The organism is Paenibacillus planticolens, assembly GCF_013141725.1.
GTDB lineage: Bacteria > Bacillota > Bacilli > Paenibacillales > NBRC-103111 > Paenibacillus_E > Paenibacillus_E planticolens.
In genome coordinates, this window is sequence record NZ_WHNZ01000017.1 from 17304 (window position 1) to 35146 (window position 17843).

Here is a 17843-nt window from a genome sequence, read left to right on the forward strand (position 1 = left end):
ATATAATAGGCTTACAAAAGCTTTTTATGCACTTTACAATTTCGATAAATTTTATTTGTAAACATACTATGAATAGCAGGAGGTAATCGCATGAATATGAACCAGTTGGAGACATTGCTCACGATTTCCAAAACGATGAGCTTCCGTAAAGCTGGCGAAATTCTTAACTTGACCCAACCTGCCGTTTCCGCGCAAATCAAGAGTCTAGAAGACGAATTCGGCACGATTCTCATTGATCGCAATCAGCCTGTTACTTTAACGGACAGCGGAAAGCTATTTTTGGAGCATGCTGAGAAAATGCTGCGGATCGCCAGTGACCTCAGGCAGCGCTTGACTGACTTACATCAAACACCGCAAGGCCATATCCACATCGGTACGACAACCTCTATTGCCATGCAAATTTTGCCGCGGGTGCTATCTTATTTTCAAGACCAATTCCCCCTGATCAAAACGACCATTCACTCCATGACGTCTTCCCAAATTATGACCTCTGTTGAGAATAGCCAAATTGATATCGGGCTTACTTATTTGTTTGAGAAAAATCAAGCGTTAGAGACTTCCGTGCTGTATTACGACACTTTCGAATTGATCGTCTCGACGCATCATCCGCTTAGCCGGTTCGCCCATTTGTCGATTGAGAAGCTGCGCAATATTCCGTTCATCATGCTTTCGCCGGAAACCGCCGGACGGCGCTTCGTCGATCACATTTTCAAAGCGTATGACGTCTCGCCGCACATTGTGATGGAGTTGTCCAGCAGTGAGGAAGTGAAGCGGATGGTGGAACTAAATCTCGGCGTCGCGATCATCTCCAAGCTTTCTGTGGCGGATGAGCTGCGGCATGGGACGTTGAAAATGGTAAAAGTCAGTGAGCTGGATAGTACTCATCCTGTAGGTGTAGTATATAAGTCGGGACGCTACTTGAATTCCGCCATGCAGCAGTTCCTTGCAGATCTGAAAGGAATGCCGGAAACGCAGTTTCTTGGCTCAGAGTAAAGAGAAATCAACTCAATTCATTGTTCAGGAGGCATCCTTGTATGAAATTCGACCTACATACCCATCATGACCGGTGCGGGCACGCGCAGGACAAAATTCGCGACTATATCGAGGCCGCCATTGCCGGCGGTTTGAAAGCGATTGGAATTTCGGACCATTCCCCATATTTCGGAAGCACGGAAGATCACGCCCAACCTTTAATCGCTATGGCAAAAAGCGAATTTCCCCGCTATATTGAGGAAGTGCTTCAGCTAAAAAAAGAATACGAAGGTAAAATCGATGTGCTGTTAGGCGTCGAATCCGACTATTTTCCCGAGCACGTCGACATCTATCGCCAGGAGTATGCCAAATACCCATTCGACTACATCATCGGCTCGGTGCATTTGTCCGGCGGCGTCAGCATTTTTAATCGCAACCGATGGAAACATCTGAACGAAGAGGAAAAGATCGAGCATAAAGAAGAGTACTACCGCCTTATCGCAGATTCCGCCCGTTCCGGCATGTTCCATATTCTTGGACATATCGATGCGATGAAAGGCTTTTACCCTGCTTTCTCCGACATCGCGACGCCGGCAGTAGGTGAGACTTTGAAGGTCATAGGCGAGTCCGGTGTAGCCATTGAAATCAATACGTCAGGCAAAACCAAAGATGTCGGCGGCTGGTATCCTTCGCACGCGATCTTGGAGCAAGCGCTTCACTATGGGGTAGAGGTAACGTTCGGCTCCGATGCGCATATCCCAAGCCGCGTCGGGGATGATTGGGATGAAGTGAGCAGAACGCTCAAAGAGATCGGCTTCAAACATTGGGTGTATTTCAAAAACAAACAAAAACAAATTGTTCCGCTATAAGAAAAGAGGCTCCCTTGCGTAAATCACTCTACGCGAGGGCAGCCTCTTTGATTTAGTTGCCAATATTCTCCATAAACATGAGCTTCGGCTGAAGACTCTCATGAAGTTTGTCATGCGTCTGACCCGCAGTCATAGGCATAAAGAAATAATAGCCCTGGATTTGGCTGCAGCCGTTAGCAACCAGGAAGCCGGCCTGCTCTTCCGTCTCGACCCCTTCGGCAATGATTTGCAATTGAAACGATTTGGCTACGGAAATGATCGCTTTGATCATAGCCCGATCCTTGTCATCGGTTTGTACGCCGCGGACAAACGACTGGTCCAGTTTGATTTTGGTGACCGGAAACCTTTTTAAATAGCTTAATGAAGAATAATGAGTGCCGAAATCGTCGACGGATATCGCAATACCGAGCTCGCGCAGACGGCCGAGAGCTTCCAACTGCTCATCCTGCATCGCAACATTTTCTGTAATTTCAATTTCCAAATATTTCGCCTCAAGGCCCGTCTCTTCGAGAATTTGAATCACTTTATCGACAAAGCGCTCATCGTTCAGCTGCTTAACGGAAAGATTGACGGATATCGTCAGCGGCTCTTCCAGGGTGCTGTGCCAAGCTTTCATCTGCTGGCAGGCCCCCCGCATCACCCATTCGCCGATCGCGACGATGAAGCCCATTTCCTCGGCAATCGGAATGAATTCCGAAGGGGAGATATAGCCCTTGGTCGTATGCTTCCAGCGCAGCAGCGCTTCAACGCCCGTAACTTTCCCCAGCAGGCAATCAACCTGCGGCTGATACACAATCTCGAGCTCATTTCGATCCATCGACTGCCGGAGATGATTCCCCATTTCCAGCTTGGATACGGAATTCATCGCCATTTGCTGATTAAAGAAGCTGTAGGAGCTGCCGCTCTCTTTCTTGGCCATATACATGGCGATATCTGCGTTCTTAAGCAGCGACTCCCAGGTTAGACCTCCATGCGGATACTGCACAATGCCAATGCTCGCGCTGATGAAAAAGGAACGGCCCGCGATCATACACGGCGGCTTCAAAATCTCGATCAATCCTTCGCAAAAACGCTGAATGTCCTGTTCTTCGGGGCAATCTTCGAGCAGGATCGCAAACTCATCCCCGCCGAATCTGGCGAACGTATGATAAGGAAGTTCGGAATGCTGAATCCGATGGACAACCTCGCTCAGCATGAGATCGCCCATGTGGTGACCGTGCGAATCATTCACCATTTTAAAGTTATCCAGGTCAAAAAACAGCACAGCCAGCGAAGTATGATTAATTTCGTTATAGACGATTTGTTCCTTCAATATCATTTGAAAATGCGCCCGATTATGAATTCCTGTCAGTACATCATGATAGGCCATATAGGACAGCATATGCTCCGATTCTATCAGCCTTTTGGTAGACTCCTGCAGCTCCTGCTGTCCGGCGATCAGCTCCTCATTCATCGCTGTCAAATCTTCATTGGCGAGCTGCAATTCTTGTGTGCGCTCGTTCACAGCCCGGCTTAACGCATTGCGCTGTCTAACCATGTAGAGGATGAAAAAGAAACCGAGCAGCAAAACTGTCATATACGAGCAGCGCGCCACGAGGATCTGCTTGTTGATGCTGTGCAACGCACTGCTATGAGGCAGCGCACCCAGCTCCCAGTTGTGATCCGCAAGCTCAATCGTGGTTATCATGGTGCTCTTCGCTTGGAAAACCGCATCATCCCCAAAAAAGGCCGGCTGTCCGGGGTTACGGAGGGCGAGTCCTTCATTTCTTGCCTCTTCCTCTCCCAAGCCCGCTTCGGTAAGCAAGTTATCCGAGTCGGCTCCAACGGATACAAATCCCCAAAACTGCCCGTTTTGATAGATAGGTTTGCGGGCAACTAATCCATTCACCCCTTGCAGCAATGTAAACGGACCATCTATGGTCATTTTCTTGGTTTGAAGGGCACGTGAAATTTGCTGCTGCACATTGGGCCGGGGATCTTTCAATAAATCCCAGTTTAGAATGGTTTCATTCCCCTTAAGCGGAAAAACGAATTTCATTACCCCTTTGGGCGCGATAATTAAATTAAGCGTAGATGCTTCTGCCCCAAGATACAGCGAAGCTATGTAATTCAAAACCTCTTGATCTGGTATGTTTTCCAAATAAGTAGAGCTTACGTAAGCTTCTAAACTGACCATGACGTTAAAATTACGATCAATCACCGATTGCAAGGCCAATGCCCTCGAGGATAACTGAGATTGTTCGGTTATACTTAGCTCATTCAACAAGGAGTTTTTGTACTTACCGAGAACAAACTCGGATGAAGAGATCAGTATAACGAAAACTAGAGCTATTATCGTATATTGCATCGTTTTCATGAGTCTCTACTCCCGTCAATTAACATTAAACGCCAAACTTCGACACGTTCCTCTCTATTATTCCATCTACGAAGTACTAGATCAATCTTTTTATTACGGAAAAGAAAACTAGCTTCCCGGCTCTTGCACTTTTCACAGATCATATGAAACAATAGAAGCAAGTCACAGCCTTGTTTGGGGGGAAGTCCGATGAAGACTCATCTCGGATCACTCGGGAATTTGCGTCCAACCGTCAACTTCTGCAATTATTTTCAAGCTCCGGCCGGCACATATTGGGGCCCCCGCACGATTCCGGACTGCCAGCTCATCCTTTTGGTATCCGGTTCTGCTAGTTTTGAATTTGCAGGTAAAAGCCTGAATTTACTGCCGGGGAACTGTCTGTTTTACGGAACCGATACGCCGCACCGTTTAGCGATTTCTTCCGATGGCCCTTCTACCTTAGGCAGCATTCATTTTAGCTGGGATTCAGCTTCGAGCGAAGCGATTCATCCGGAACCGACTATTATTTTACATACGAAAGAGCACTTGGCCAGACCTGCCAGAACTTATACCGTTCATGTGGAAGGACACGGCGACGTGGATATGTGGCATTACTATGAGGTTACACAGCTGGAAAGCCTGTTTGCGCGGATCGCCAAGGAATTCGTACACCGAGATCCTGGTTATGGCGCTATCGCCCGCGGCTATCTCCTCCAAATCCTTACCACTTTATTGCGCTATCAAATCGATAAACGTTTTCGCGCTGCTAACGGGCATAGCAAAATCGCGGCATCGATAGAGGCGATTCAGCAGGATACGTCCCGCCATTGGTCAACACCTGAGCTCGCTGCCATAAGCGGCTACCACCCCACCTATTTCGCAGAATTGTTCCGCGAAGCGACCGGGTATGCCCCGAAGCACTACTTGGTGATGGAAAGAGTGAAACAAGCGCAGCTGCTTTTGCTGCACGAACCCTCCATTGAAGCCGTGGCGACGAAACTGGGGTATTCGAGCATTCATTATTTTTGCCGGAATTTTAAAGCCGTTACCGGCCTAACCCCAACTGAGTTTAAGCAGCGTAATGTTGCGTTATAGGGAGTTATTTCCACAAATTAAACCTTGTTATATAATAAGCCAAGGAAATCCGAAGGATTGGAGACAAGTTATGGACATTATTGAAATTCCTATCGCTTTCATCGATGAAGACACAGATCAGCCCAGATATCAGTTCGATGAGGAAGCGCTGCAAGAGCTCATGAAAAGCATTGAGGAGATCGGCTTGCTCTCGCCGATTAAAGTAAGAACGACGGGCAACAACCGGTACAAAATCATCTATGGGAACCGCAGATATAAAGCGAGTAAAATGCTCGGAAAACAAACCATGTCCTGTATTGTGTCCACGGTCACGGATGAGATGGAAATTTATCTGGAGCAAATTGCGGAGAATTTGACGCGGGAAGGCTTTTCCCCGATTGAGGAAGCCGAGGCTTTCCATAAGCTGATGAACGATGCCAGATTCAGTTCCTCCATTAAATACCTCTCCGGCAAGCTGGGGAAGCCTGAATCCTATATCAAAAATAAATGCGATTTATTGAAATTCGGCAACGCCGTCAAAAAGTTGATCGTAAGCGGCACGGAAATCCGCAAGGACAAATTGACGGAAGATCAGCTCCTGCCTCTCAAGGACTTACCGCTCGAGCACCGCGATCCGCTGGCCTTGATTGTTGCGAGAGATGAAATGCCGGTAAGCGACGTGAAAAAAATCGCAAAAATGTTCAAGGATAAAGATATTTCAGAAAGCACGAAAGGGAAGCTGTTGTACAAATCAGGCCACGAGCTGGTGGAAACATGGTCGGTCTTTCAAAACAACCGCGCAGAGCGGGCCAAGCCTGCAGCTGCAAAAGCTTCCGCTAAAGCGCAGAAATCGCAGAAAGCAGCTGCAGCAAGCGAAGCACCAGTGGCGGAGCCGGTCAGCCAGCCTCAGATGGCAGCGACTGCGGCAACCGCAATCGCCGCAGCCCCCATTCAAGTTAAGCTGCAGCATCTGCTTACGGCCGTACAAGCTCCGAGCGAGAGTGATCTGCAGAATGAGGCCGCTAAGCTCGACGTCTCCGAAAAAGACAAGTTCCTGGACGATGTCAACACGTTAGTCGAACATTTGGAACAACAGTTGGAGGAATGGAAAAAGGTTAGAGAACTGACTCTTTCAAAATAGCTTCTTCGCATAACAATGCCTTGGAAGACCGCCGTACATCGGGCGGGAGAATTGAAGCGTGAGCCCGGCCGCCTCTAAGTTTTGCCGGCTGACCGCATTGTCCGGATGAACAGTGGCATAAAGGTACAGCATGTCCTTTTCCCGTGCGCGCTGTTCTCTCCAGGCATTGAAATGCCGCTGCAGCCCTCGTCCCCTCACCGATTCGTGGACAATCGTCCCTTCCAGCGAAGCGACTCTGGACAGTTCCGCCTCCGGCACGCCAAACTCCCGTCCGAGATTGCCGGCGCTTAGCCCCGGGAATGCGATCACGGTATAAGCAACGAGCGCGTCCCCTTGATAAACGCCGTACATTTCGCCTTTTTGCTCAACATATTCGTACAGGGCATCAAAACCAGTCGTCGAATACAGAGCATCCGAAGGCAGGCGCGAAACCACATCCGTCAGTAGCTCTTGTACCTGCGGTACGTCTTGTTCCCACAGCCGTATTATTTCCAAGATGTATGAACCTCCTTGATATGTACCATCTTCCATGTGCCTTGGCAAAAGGGACCTATTGATCTCTTTGCAGGGCAATCCACATAGACTTGTTCCGGAATTCTTCCTGTGAACCCAGCTCCCGCCCGAACCAGGCAGGCACTTCAAAGCGCTCAGCCGCTTCTAAGCTTGGAAATTCAACTTCAACCACGGCCAAATCCACTTGCTTATATTCATCGATTTCGAAACAAATCCCCTGAACTTCCACTGTCGTGCGAATCTTCTCCAACGGAATCAATCCCGTGCGCTCCAACAGCTGCTTGTAGACCGATTCAGAGATGCTGTACTCAATTTCTTCTCGAACCATGCCATGGCCGGATTTAAACGTATGTGTAAAATGCGACTCGCCGGAGCTGTCAACCAGTTGACGCACTCGAATTTCCTGATCCTCCGAAAAAGCTAAATATGTTTGATAAATATACTGCTTGGAAACCAACTTCATTTCTTCCTTTTCTAATTCTGCTGCAGGAAACTCAGGCAATAAAAACTTTCTTTCTATCTCGGCACTCATAGGTAAAGCCCCTCTCCCTAACCAATCTTTTTTTAAAAACTATTTTACCATAAAAATGTTGGAACAACCTGATAGGAGCTATTTATACAAAGCTCTGAACCGGGCCGGGGATACGTCATTCCAAGCCCGAAACATTTTGCCAAAATGAAATTCGTCGGCAAAACCGCAAGCGACCGCGATCGCTTTCATCGGCTCCTCCGTCAGCAGCAGAAGGGTTTTGGCTTTCTCGTTGCGGATTCGGTTCAAATATTCCTTGGGTGAAATGCCGGTCTGCTGCATGAACATTTTGCGTAATTGGGAGACTGAAATATGGAAATTCCGCGCCAATTCCTCCATCCTTAGAGGCCGGTTATAGCAGGTTTCCATCCAAAATTTCGCTTGCTGAAAAGCTTTCATATACGGGTCCGCCGATGCCTGCGTATCTCTCATATAATGAAGCAGTTTCGAAAGCACGTATTGAAACTCCGCCTGCCTTTCATGCGGATCTGTACTGTTGATCGACCACATTTGCTTAAATTGCTCATGAATCCAAACCGCTTGTTCCGGGGAATACAGTTTGATGAAAGGCAAGTGAAGCGTGTCCACGTACACAGGCTTTTGCCAGGTTGTATGCGTATAAGGTACATCGAAAGCGTCAAACAAAAGCATCCGAATGTACAGCGGTTGGTCCACCGAGGATGACATCGTCAGCGAAAAGCCGGGCTTCAGGTAGAGAAGCGTTCCCGGCTTCACCTGAATTGGCTCCTCCTCAGAGGAATGGGCAAACTCGCCCTCCCCGCTCATTATCCAGTACAGCGAATGAACATCCATCGTATTCCGAATATCCATCCAACCAGGCACTGGAAGCTTCTCATAGGTAAGGCGGAGATGATAAATTCTGTGCGCTTTGGTTTCCATATTGCCACCACCTGTAAAGCGATTTTGACAAATGATAAAAGACTTTATCCATAGATCATACCCATTCCTCCATGATACGCTTTACGAAACAGACATGAAAGGGGCTTTTTCTCATGATACGTTCTTTCAACCAGCACATCCTTCGCAAGACCCGTTTGCTCGATGGTTTATGGGACTTTGTCACAGATCCCGGCAATGCAGGCACGACGGAGGAATGGTACAAGCACTTTCCTTCCGATTCCCGAAAACTCGTTGTTCCTTCCTGCTGGAATAATGAATTGGGTTTATTCGAGTACATTGGGGCAGCGTGGTACCGCACTTATTTTGATACGACACAAGATACGAATGTTCGCTTGATCTTTGAGGGCATCCTTCATCATGCCGATGTGTATGTAGACGGTCAGCATCTCGGATACCACTTTGGCGGTTATACGCAGTTCTCCACCCTGCTTCCGCATCTGGCGCAAGGACGGCACGAACTAATTATTCGTGTAGACAGCACGCTGGACTGGCAGACACTGCCGACCGATGTGGCCGATTGGTACTCTTACGGCGGCATCATCCGTTCCGTGGAACTTCAGGAACTGCCTGACGTCTACATCGATACTTTAAAAATCGACTATGACCTTACAGACGATCAAGCGGATATCCGCTTACAAGTTCAGATACATTCTTTGAGCGACAAAGACGCTGAGATTGCTGTTAACGCCTCTACAGAAGGACTGGCCTTCCCCGCTTCGACGGTGCAGTTGGCCGCAGGCCAATCTGAGACGCTGACACTGCTCGGAAGTCTTTCCAACGTCCGTAAATGGGATGTCGGAGCTCCCGAACTTTACACGTTCACAGTGCGGACAGACGATGACGACCTTATCGATCGTACAGGTTTCCGTACGGTGAAAGTCGATAATGGCCAAATCCTTTTAAACGGGAAAAAACTTTATCTGCAAGGGGTTAACCGGCACGAGGAGCATCCGGAGTGGGGTTTTGCATTTCCACCTAAGCTTATGTTGAAGGATCTCGCAATTTTGCAAGATTTGGGCTGCAATATCGTACGCGGTTCCCATTATCCGCAAAGTCAGTTCTGGGTTGATTTGCTTGACGAACACGGCATGCTCCTGTGGAGCGAGATTCCGATGTGGGGCTGTTTTATGAGCACGGAAACGCTGGCCAGTCCTCTCTTTGCGGAGCGCGGCGTGCGGATGCTGGATGAAATGATTACCCGCGATTATCATCATCCTTCGATCATTTTCTGGGGAGCCCATAATGAAATCGATACACGCACGACAGAGGCGCTTGAGCTTACGAAGAAGTTTGTGGGCAAAATCCGCAGCATGGACGAGAGCCGTCTAGTCACCTACGCTACCATGCACCCGGTGGAAGATATCGTCCTGTCCTATTTCGATGTCATCGGCATCAATAAATATTATGGTTGGTACGAAGGGAACGTAAACGGATTCCGCGATATGCTGCACAATTATTATCGCAATGCCGAAGCTCAAGGAGCCGGCGGCAAGCCGCTCATCATGAGCGAGTTCGGTGCGGCCGGGATCTTCGGAGACGCAGGCTGGGAGCCGCGCTTATTCAGCGAAGATTATCAGGCTGACGTTGTGCGGCAGGCGCTGACCATTTTCCGCGAGGACCCGCGTATCGTAGGTACGCTCATCTGGCACTTCGCCGACATCCGCGTCGATGTGCGCAGCGACCGCCCTTACTTCCGCGACCGCGCGCGGAGCTTTAACAATAAGGGGCTGCTGAATGAGTACCGCAAGCCTAAGTTGGCTTACCGGTTGGTGAAGGAGATTTATCGTTCTGAGCGGTAATTAATGAGGGACCTGGCCTTTGCGGCCGGGTCCCTTTTGAGATAATAGGAGCTTCGGGGAACTACAGGGCGCTATTCGAGCAAAACCAGATCTTTCCCCGTGTGAGTGGAACTACAGGGTCTTATTTACCCTGAATGGCTATATTTTAGCCAAATTCGGTGAAATAGAGGATCATAGTTCCCTCTGAACTGGGATATGGCTGTTTTCTGGGAAAATAGCGGACTGTAGTTCCTCTCACTCGCAGGAGAATTGTACCGCATGCTGCTTCACTAAAACTTTTATGGCCTAACAGTATTAAAAGAATTCATCCATGAGCTGGTAGTAGTGGACTTTGGCCTCATCTAACTCAGTTAAACCATATGCATGGATGAACGTTTGCACATGCTCATTGCCAAAGTTATATTCAATACTTCTGATCGCCAATGCTAAATCCTGATACCGGTCCGCAACACCAGCCCTGCCCCAATCGATAAAGCCATGAACCTTACCGTCACGAAGGATGATATTGGGTAAGCAGTAATCGCCATGCGTAAAGACCAAGTCTTCGGTTTGTGGCCTATGGCGCAGGAGATCGCCCACTAAGTCTTCTGCCTTTATCCCTTGTCTTAGCTGGTCAAAATCATCTTCATCCACAAGCTTATTGTCCACTCGGCTTTGGGCTTCCGCTATTTTAGCGTCCAGCCTTTGATCAAAAGGGCATCCGTCAACCGGTATTTGATGAATGGCTCTAAGACCGTATGCTAATTGCTGCATTAATTGCGGCAGCATCCATTCATATGACTTGTCTGAGGCATTGACGCCTTCAATTTCGGTAATCAGCATGTATTCATTGACATCGTCTTGTCCAAAATAAACGACCTCTGGAACAGGCAATTTGCCTCGCAACCATACCAGCCGTTCTTTCTCGCTCAGAAGACTTTCAACCTCGGTAAGGGATTGGATTTTTAGGTAAAGATTCGATGAAGCGCCTGTCAGTAAGTACGTTCGAGATTGAGATAGACCGAGGGTAATTCTTTGCCATGTGTATCCGTTTGTTAATTGTGATAAGTCCGCAGGCAGCGCTATTTCTTGCATGCTGGTGTCCTCCCTTTTGAATTGTTTCCTCTATTTTCGGCTGCAGCCATAGGAAAACCTGCTTCTCAGGCAAAGCATCACGCCAACAGGCAAAAAAAGGGACCTCGCCTACGGGGCCAGGTCCAAAGTTTATATTAAAAAAGGGGGTCTTGTTTATTATAATAGCCCATCCATATTAGAGGACTGTAACAGAAATATTCCAATTGTGTTACAAAAAAAGCGATTCATGACGAATCGCTTTTTTGCCGTCGGTTTTGTACATACTACAGATGTAAATCTTTAGGACAGGAGCATGTCTGGTGAACATGAACAGAGCCATGAACGAAAGCGGGAACGGGAGCATCCAAGAAGCCATTGTGGAACAAATCAAGCAGCAGGCCTTACCTTTAAACACCCCGCAAGATCTGGATACGTTGATCGAGGCCATCGGAGATAAAAAATATGTCCTGCTCGGTGAGGCAACGCACGGCACATCCGAGTTTTATAAGCTGCGCGCGGAATTAACACGCAAGCTTATACAAACGAAAGGCTTTTCGTTTATTGCCGTCGAAGGCGACTGGCCCTCCTGCTATGAGGTCAACCGCTATGTGAAGCAGTACAAAGATGCAAAACCAAACACACTTGACGTGCTGCAAGGCTTTAACCGCTGGCCGACATGGATGTGGGCAAACGAAGAGGTTGGAGAGCTTGTCGATTGGCTCAAGGAACACAATGCGGAAAAACCCTTAGAACAACGCGTCGGTTTCTACGGACTGGACGTCTACAGCCTATGGGAGTCGTTAGAAGAAATCGAACGCTATTTGCAGGAAAAAGGCACGCCTGAGCAGCTCGCTTTGGCGCGCTCAGCTTTTGAATGTTTTGACTCCTACGACAAGGAGGGTCAAAACTATGGTGTGTCCGCGGCGTTCTACGGCGAAAGCTGCAAAGACGAGGTCGTGAAGCTGCTGAAGGAGCTTCACGCGAAGCGAGTGCGGTACGGCGAAGACAGCGAAGCGGCCCTCAGCGCGGAACTCAACGCGCTTGTTGCCGTGAACGCGGAGGACTACTACCGCACCATGGTCCGCCACGACGCGGAATCGTGGAACGTCCGCGACCGCCACATGACCGAGGCGCTGCGACGTCTCGTACAGTACTACGGCCCAGACGCCAAGGTCATCGTCTGGGAACACAACACGCACATCGGCGATGCGCGTGCAACGGATATGCTGGACGACGGCATGGTCAACGTCGGCCAGCTCGTGCGCGAAGCGCACGGCGAAGCCGATGTGTTCGCCATCGGCTTCGGCACTTACCGCGGCACGGTCATTGCCGCGAAAGCCTGGGGCGCGCCGGAGGCGACGATGCAAGTGCCGGCTGCCCAACCGGGCAGCTGGGAGGAGCTCATGCACCGCGCCGGCGCGCACGATCAAATCCTCCTGCTGCGCAAGGAGGATCCAGTACTTGGGCACGAGGTGCTGGGGCACCGTGCCATCGGGGTCGTGTACCGCCCGGCGTATGAGCGCGGGAACTACGTTCCCTCGGTGATGGCCCGGCGGTACGATGCCTTCGTGCATGTGGACGAAAGCCACGCGCTTCGTCCCTTAACGATAGAAAAAGTGCTTGTGTGAGCTCACACAAGCACTTTTTCGCATCTTCCTGCAGAATTCGCCTCATTATTGCCCAGGAAATTCTCAACTCTCGACAATATATGGTAGAATAAGAAGCTAATAACACCCCTCACTTAGGAGTTTTTTTATGATTCGTTCACTAGCGATTACAACCGATTTTACCGTGCTTCACGATATCCCCCTTCAACAGCTGAATGACGCCAATATCAAGTGGTATTGGGTTGACTTCCATCATCCCAGCGAAGAGGAAGCGCTGCTGTTAAAAGACCATTTCCGTTTCCATCCGCTGGCCATCGAGGACTGCTTCTACCTGCTGCAACGACCAAAAATGGACCATTACGACGAAAATGTCCATTTCTTTGTCATGCATGCGATGAACGCTAAGACGCTGGATGCCGAAGAGGTGGATATGTTTCTGGGGAGAAACTTCATCGTTACTTTTCATTTGCACGCATCCAGGGAAATCGAGGATGCCTGGTGCCGTCTGTCCGAGCAAGAAAATTTGCGAAGCGAAGGCCACGTTTATGCCGCTTATTTAGTTCTGGACAATTTGGTAGATCAATATTTTCCCGTCGTCTACCAATTAGAGGATCAACTGAACGAAATCGAAAACAACGTGCATTCCGAGTCCATTGAGGTGCTCATGAATGATATTTTTGAAATTCGCTCCAAATTGTTAAAAATACGCCGTACCATCGTGCCCATGCGCGACCTGCTGTACAGGGTCATCAATACCGAACGGATTGAACAATTTCGCGAGCATATCGTATTTTTCACGGATATTCACGATCATTTGCTTAAGCTGTCCGAGATGATTGAGTCCAACAGGGACATGACGGCCGATATGCGCGACAGCTATATCTCCTTGAATTCCAATCGCATGAACTCGATTATGAAGACGTTGACGGTTATTACGACGATTTTCATGCCCTTGACGTTCATTGCCGGATTATACGGCATGAATTTTGCTTATATGCCCGAGCTTCAGTGGCACTGGGGATATTTCGCCATTCTCATCATCATGTTCGGCATCGGTATCGGCATGTTCGCCTGGTTCTGGAAAAAAGGCTGGTTTAAATAGCCCGTCTCATTCTCTGGTGTATATTCCAAAAGGAGTTCGTATTCAAATGACCAAAATACTTATTGTGGATGACGACGCGCACATCCGCGAGCTTATGAGCTTTTTTTTGCAAAATGAAGGATTTGACATCATCGAAGCGGTAAACGGCGAGGAAGCACTTTCGGTGCTGGCGGATACGGTCGTTGAGCTTGTCATTCTTGATATTATGATGCCGCTGATGGACGGCTGGGATTTATGCAAAGAAATCCGAAAGCGAGATCCGCATATCCTTCTTCTCATGGTGACCGCCAAGGGAGAGTCGGGGCATAAAGTGAAAGGTTTTCAATTGGGGACAGACGATTATCTTGCAAAGCCGTTCGATCCGGTGGAGCTTGTGATGCGGGTCAAAGCACTATTGAAACGATCCCGAATATCCTCCTCCAAGGTGATACAACTAGGTGAGATTCTGTTGAATCTTGGAACCTACAAGGTTGTTCGCGGGAATGAAGAGCAATCGCTGCCTTTAAAAGAGTTCGAGCTGCTGTTCAAGCTGGCCAGCCATCCAGGCCAAATTTTCACCCGGGAGCAACTGATCACCCAAATTTGGGGGATGGATTACGAAGGCGACGACAGAACCGTGGATGTGCACATCAGAAGGCTGCGGCAGAGGTTTGCCGGCGATATGAAGCATTTTCACATTGAAACGACTCGCGGCCTTGGATACAGGCTTGTGGTGAATGCAGGATGAAGAGCTTATATGTCCGTGTTGTGCTCACCTTTTTGGCTGCGATCGTCATCGGCTTAATCTCCTCCTTCATTATCGGAGTCGCCATCTTTCAAAAAGAGTTAAATGAACTGGGACAAAACGATATGATCAAGGTAGGCGATAACCTCGTAAAGCTGTATCAACAAACTCAGCCTCAGGATCTGGAAGCGTTCATGGAGAAAGCATCCGAGTTGACGGTGTACCCGGTGCAAGTTTTTTCGGCCTCAGGCGAAATGAAATTATTTGGGTCCGACAAAGGGCAGGCTGTTGGGATTGATCGGGAGACTATTCAACATGTGCTGAATGGCGGGCAGTACCGCTCGAAGGTTAAAGCACAAGGGGCGATCTACGTCGGGCTTCCTTTTGCAATTGGGGGTCAGGACCATGCCCTCTTCCTGCTGTCGTCCTCCAAAAATGAGAAGGCCCTAAACCGGTTCTTGATTACAATTTTGCTTCTTGTGCTCGTGATAGGAAGCATGTGTATCGTTATTGCCGCCCGATTTTTGGTAAGGCCGCTTAAATTATTGACGAGAGCAACCAAACGACTCGCTAAAGGCGATTTCAATGTGGAGTTGAAGATGAAGCGAAAAGACGAATTAGGGATTCTTGCCCGAAGCTTCAATGAGACGGCCCGGGAGCTTAAGCAGTTGGAGATGATGCGTCAGGATTTTGTTTCGAATGTCTCCCACGAGATTCAATCGCCGTTAACGTCCATTTCGGGTTTTGCGAAAGCGCTCAAGCTCGACCATCTGGTAACACCGGAGAATCGGGGACGGTATTTGGATATCATTTTGAAGGAAAGCGACAGGCTGTCCCGGCTCAGCGATAATTTACTCAAGCTTGCTTCTCTGGAATCGAAACATCATCCTTTTGTGGCAAAAACGTTCAACCTCGATGAACAAATCCGACAGGTCGTTGTTTCGTGCGAGCCGCTGTGGTCAGCCAAACATATTCGGGTCGACCTAAGGCTGCCGATTGCCGCGAAAATCACGGCTGATCCCGATCAGCTCAATCAAGTATGGATTAATCTGCTAGGCAACAGCATTAAATTCACGCCCGACAATGGAACGATTCGCATCGAGCTCATCGCTAATACCCATTCGTATACCGTTATCATTAAAGATTCAGGGATTGGGATTACGCCTGAGGAATTGAACCATATTTTCGTGCGTTTTTACAAAACGGATCGATCGCGCAACAGTATAGGCAGCGGTCTCGGTCTCGCTATTGTGAAGCAAATTGTCTTGCACCATCATGGCAACATTGAAGTAGAAAGCGAGGTCGGGCAAGGTACGAAGTTCACCATACATATTCCGAGCTCTCCGCCAATTACGCTTTAAACCGCAGCCGGCACCTCATGGTGCCGGTATTTTTGATATGATTTGATAAATATTTCCATAAATAACCTGTCGCGTTCACGCTCCGTTCACATTTTTTTTCTAAGCTTTATGAGTAACGTAAGCCTCATATGAAGGAGATGACGAATGAGCATTGTGGGAGATCTATTGGGTTCATTGAAGTGGTTCACTGTGTATGACCTGCTGTTATTTGCTATCAATTTAATTCTTTTAGTGTGGTATGCAGTACCTATTCAAAAATATGTCAGATGGCTTGATTTTTTGCCTAGCGCAGGCCTTCTTATCGCGCTTGCAAGTGTGCTCAATGGTGACACGACCATCCTGGCGTTATTGCTCTACGCAATCACCGCGATACTTTTCTTATGTACGGTCAAAAAAGTAGTTAAACCCGTTCGTCGCATCCCCATGCCCAAATACAGAATTGTAAGAATCGTCCTATGTTTATTGGGTATTCTCCCTCTTGCCCTATCCTTGATGCTGGCGGGTGAGTCGCGTTTCAATCCGGTGAGCCATTTTAGTACACTGAGCTATTCCCAAGCCTTTGTACAATTGAACGAGCGGCTATCCCGAGAGTATCCATTCGGGGATTGGAAAAAGGTAGACTGGACGGCAATGAAAAATAAATATGAACCCCTATTTCAACAAGCAGAGCAAGAAAAGAACAAAGATTTATATTATAAAACGTTGAGATCGTATCTTTATTCTCTTCGAGACGGGCATGTCAAAATCATGAATGAGACATTGTATGATGACAATCAGGTTTTCAAACAAGAAGTCGGCGGCGGTGTTGGTCTGAGTACGATTCAATTAGATCAAGGCAAAGTATTGGTCAATTTGCTTTTAGCGGGCAGTCCTGCTGAACAAAGCGGCATCCAGCTTGGCGCGGAGATCATTTCTTGGGATGGAAAAGAGGCGAGTGAGGCTTATCGTGCCACCTACTGGAGCGAAAACCCGATGGCTACGGAAGGGGACCAGCTTCAGAATCAAGGACGATTCATGGTGAGAGCCCCAATTGGCAAAGAGATTCAGGTTACTTTTAAAAATAAAGTTGAGAATGAAATAACAAAAGCAATATTAAAGGCGTATGACGACAGTTACGAGACGCTAAAGAAAACGAAAGTAAAATTAAATAAAACGGATGCGCCCGTGGAAGGCGAAGTTCTAAGCAACGGATATGGGTATGTAAAGATCAGATATTTTCTGCCAGGCACGACCATGTCTAATCCGGATAAAGTGTTGGGAGATAAACTGAAAGAGTTTCAGGCAAAGCAGATAAAAGGCTTGATTATTGATGTTCGTGACAATCCCGGGGGAAGCGATGACCTGGTTACTGCGATGGCAGGCTATTTGGTTAATAAGCCGAAGTTTTATGAATATGTAAGCTATTACAATCGGATGACTGGAAAATTCGAAATCAATGCCAATGAAACTCGCATAATTAAACCCGTAGAGCCTTATTATGGCGGTAAGTTAGCTATTTTGATCAATCAGCGAACGGGAAGTTCCGGAGAAGGCTTGCCGATTGTGGCGAAGGGCTTGCCCAATGTCCGAATTGTTGGATTTACGTCTACAAATGGATCATTTGGCGTTGTATCAAGCCCTATTCAAGTTGAAATGCCGGAAGGTTACGTCCTGCAATTGCCGGATGGCAGGTCGTTGAATCAAGATAAAAGGATTCAAGGAGATAGTGACGACAAGGGGCAAGGCGGAGTAATTCCCGACATTAAAATTCCCTTGAACGAACAAACGTTCGAGGATAAATATATTCGCGGGCAAGATGTCGAGCTGAACTATGCGATTCAAGCTTTGGATAACATGAAGTAAA

Annotated in this window: 15 protein-coding genes; 10 read left to right on the forward strand and 5 right to left on the reverse strand. The window is 48.1% G+C overall.

What is annotated here, in order from left to right:
* Positions 1-90: 90 nt before the first annotated feature.
* Together GC097_RS08770 and GC097_RS08775 are read left to right on the forward strand one after the other, a co-directional pair.
* Positions 91-993 carry a LysR family transcriptional regulator gene (locus GC097_RS08770; RefSeq protein ID WP_171682961.1) on the forward strand — a complete coding sequence of 301 codons (903 nt, stop codon included), beginning with the start codon at positions 91-93 and terminating at the stop codon, positions 991-993.
* 41 nt (positions 994-1034) lie between these two features.
* Positions 1035-1841 (forward strand): histidinol-phosphatase, encoded by an 807-nt coding sequence (locus GC097_RS08775; protein WP_171682962.1) that lies wholly within the window; start codon positions 1035-1037, stop codon positions 1839-1841.
* Between the two features lie 52 nt (positions 1842-1893).
* Here the strand turns inward: GC097_RS08775 and GC097_RS08780 are convergent, their stop codons facing one another.
* Positions 1894-4197: a bifunctional diguanylate cyclase/phosphodiesterase gene (locus tag GC097_RS08780; RefSeq protein WP_171682963.1), complete on the reverse strand. Its 2304-nt coding sequence runs from the start codon at positions 4195-4197 to the stop codon at positions 1894-1896.
* 189 nt (positions 4198-4386) lie between these two features.
* Here GC097_RS08780 and GC097_RS08785 point away from each other — a divergent pair, with 189 nt between their 5' ends.
* Together GC097_RS08785 and GC097_RS08790 are read left to right on the forward strand one after the other, a co-directional pair.
* The gene (locus GC097_RS08785; protein WP_171682964.1) at positions 4387-5271 is read left to right on the forward strand and encodes a helix-turn-helix domain-containing protein; all 885 of its coding nucleotides are present in this window, start codon (positions 4387-4389) and stop codon (positions 5269-5271) included.
* A 70-nt stretch (positions 5272-5341) separates the two neighbouring features.
* On the forward strand, positions 5342-6391 hold the full coding sequence (locus GC097_RS08790; RefSeq protein ID WP_171682965.1) for a ParB/RepB/Spo0J family partition protein: 1050 nt from the start codon (positions 5342-5344) through the stop codon (positions 6389-6391).
* On the opposite strand, the gene GC097_RS08795 is transcribed toward GC097_RS08790, so the two are convergent.
* From GC097_RS08795 to GC097_RS08805, 3 genes are all read right to left on the reverse strand, one after another.
* Positions 6383-6886: a GNAT family N-acetyltransferase gene (locus GC097_RS08795; protein ID WP_246294081.1), complete on the reverse strand. Its 504-nt coding sequence runs from the start codon at positions 6884-6886 to the stop codon at positions 6383-6385. The genes GC097_RS08790 and GC097_RS08795 overlap by 9 nt on opposite strands.
* A 55-nt stretch (positions 6887-6941) precedes the next feature.
* On the reverse strand, positions 6942-7436 hold the full coding sequence (locus tag GC097_RS08800; RefSeq protein ID WP_171682967.1) for a CYTH domain-containing protein: 495 nt from the start codon (positions 7434-7436) through the stop codon (positions 6942-6944).
* A gap of 78 nt (positions 7437-7514) precedes the next feature.
* Entirely contained in the window at positions 7515-8333 is an 819-nt protein-coding gene (locus GC097_RS08805; protein ID WP_171682968.1) for a helix-turn-helix domain-containing protein, read from the reverse strand.
* Between the two features lie 113 nt (positions 8334-8446).
* Between GC097_RS08805 and GC097_RS08810 the strand changes: the two genes are divergently transcribed.
* Positions 8447-10153: a glycoside hydrolase family 2 protein gene (locus tag GC097_RS08810; RefSeq protein ID WP_171682969.1), complete on the forward strand. Its 1707-nt coding sequence runs from the start codon at positions 8447-8449 to the stop codon at positions 10151-10153.
* Between the two features lie 294 nt (positions 10154-10447).
* Here the strand turns inward: GC097_RS08810 and GC097_RS08815 are convergent, their stop codons facing one another.
* Positions 10448-11227: an APH(3') family aminoglycoside O-phosphotransferase gene (locus tag GC097_RS08815; RefSeq protein WP_171682970.1), complete on the reverse strand. Its 780-nt coding sequence runs from the start codon at positions 11225-11227 to the stop codon at positions 10448-10450.
* A gap of 305 nt (positions 11228-11532) precedes the next feature.
* Between GC097_RS08815 and GC097_RS08820 the strand changes: the two genes are divergently transcribed.
* The 5 genes from GC097_RS08820 to GC097_RS08840 all read left to right on the forward strand — a co-directional run bounded on the left by GC097_RS08820 (position 11533) and on the right by GC097_RS08840 (position 17842).
* Positions 11533-12834: an erythromycin esterase family protein gene (locus GC097_RS08820; protein WP_246294110.1), complete on the forward strand. Its 1302-nt coding sequence runs from the start codon at positions 11533-11535 to the stop codon at positions 12832-12834.
* A gap of 127 nt (positions 12835-12961) precedes the next feature.
* Positions 12962-13915, forward strand: a complete 954-nt coding sequence (gene corA, locus GC097_RS08825; protein WP_171682971.1) for a magnesium/cobalt transporter CorA — start codon at positions 12962-12964, stop codon at positions 13913-13915.
* Positions 13916-13961: 46 nt separating this feature from the next.
* Positions 13962-14642: a response regulator transcription factor gene (locus GC097_RS08830; RefSeq protein WP_171682972.1), complete on the forward strand. Its 681-nt coding sequence runs from the start codon at positions 13962-13964 to the stop codon at positions 14640-14642.
* A complete protein-coding gene (locus GC097_RS08835; protein ID WP_171682973.1) occupies positions 14639-16000 on the forward strand; it encodes a HAMP domain-containing sensor histidine kinase in 1362 nt (453 codons plus the stop codon). The genes GC097_RS08830 and GC097_RS08835 overlap by 4 nt, the downstream gene beginning before the upstream one ends.
* 144 nt (positions 16001-16144) lie before the next feature.
* Complete coding sequence (locus GC097_RS08840; RefSeq protein WP_171682974.1) at positions 16145-17842, forward strand: S41 family peptidase; 1698 nt, start codon at positions 16145-16147, stop codon at positions 17840-17842.
* The last annotated feature ends 1 nt before the right edge of the window (position 17843 follow it).

What these genes read in the sequence shown, in the direction of transcription:
- GC097_RS08770 (WP_171682961.1), top strand. Translation starts at nt 91, where the DNA reads ATGAATATGAACCAGTTGGAGACATTGCTCACGATTTCCAAAACGATG.
- GC097_RS08775 (WP_171682962.1), top strand. Translation starts at nt 1,035, where the DNA reads ATGAAATTCGACCTACATACCCATCATGACCGGTGCGGGCACGCGCAG.
- GC097_RS08780 (WP_171682963.1), bottom strand. Translation starts at nt 4,197, where the DNA reads ATGAAAACGATGCAATATACGATAATAGCTCTAGTTTTCGTTATACTG.
- GC097_RS08785 (WP_171682964.1), top strand. Translation starts at nt 4,387, where the DNA reads ATGAAGACTCATCTCGGATCACTCGGGAATTTGCGTCCAACCGTCAAC.
- GC097_RS08790 (WP_171682965.1), top strand. Translation starts at nt 5,342, where the DNA reads ATGGACATTATTGAAATTCCTATCGCTTTCATCGATGAAGACACAGAT.
- GC097_RS08800 (WP_171682967.1), bottom strand. Translation starts at nt 7,436, where the DNA reads ATGAGTGCCGAGATAGAAAGAAAGTTTTTATTGCCTGAGTTTCCTGCA.
- GC097_RS08805 (WP_171682968.1), bottom strand. Translation starts at nt 8,333, where the DNA reads ATGGAAACCAAAGCGCACAGAATTTATCATCTCCGCCTTACCTATGAG.
- GC097_RS08810 (WP_171682969.1), top strand. Translation starts at nt 8,447, where the DNA reads ATGATACGTTCTTTCAACCAGCACATCCTTCGCAAGACCCGTTTGCTC.
- GC097_RS08815 (WP_171682970.1), bottom strand. Translation starts at nt 11,227, where the DNA reads ATGCAAGAAATAGCGCTGCCTGCGGACTTATCACAATTAACAAACGGA.
- GC097_RS08820 (WP_246294110.1), top strand. Translation starts at nt 11,533, where the DNA reads ATGAACAGAGCCATGAACGAAAGCGGGAACGGGAGCATCCAAGAAGCC.
- corA (WP_171682971.1), top strand. Translation starts at nt 12,962, where the DNA reads ATGATTCGTTCACTAGCGATTACAACCGATTTTACCGTGCTTCACGAT.
- GC097_RS08830 (WP_171682972.1), top strand. Translation starts at nt 13,962, where the DNA reads ATGACCAAAATACTTATTGTGGATGACGACGCGCACATCCGCGAGCTT.
- GC097_RS08835 (WP_171682973.1), top strand. Translation starts at nt 14,639, where the DNA reads ATGAAGAGCTTATATGTCCGTGTTGTGCTCACCTTTTTGGCTGCGATC.
- GC097_RS08840 (WP_171682974.1), top strand. Translation starts at nt 16,145, where the DNA reads ATGAGCATTGTGGGAGATCTATTGGGTTCATTGAAGTGGTTCACTGTG.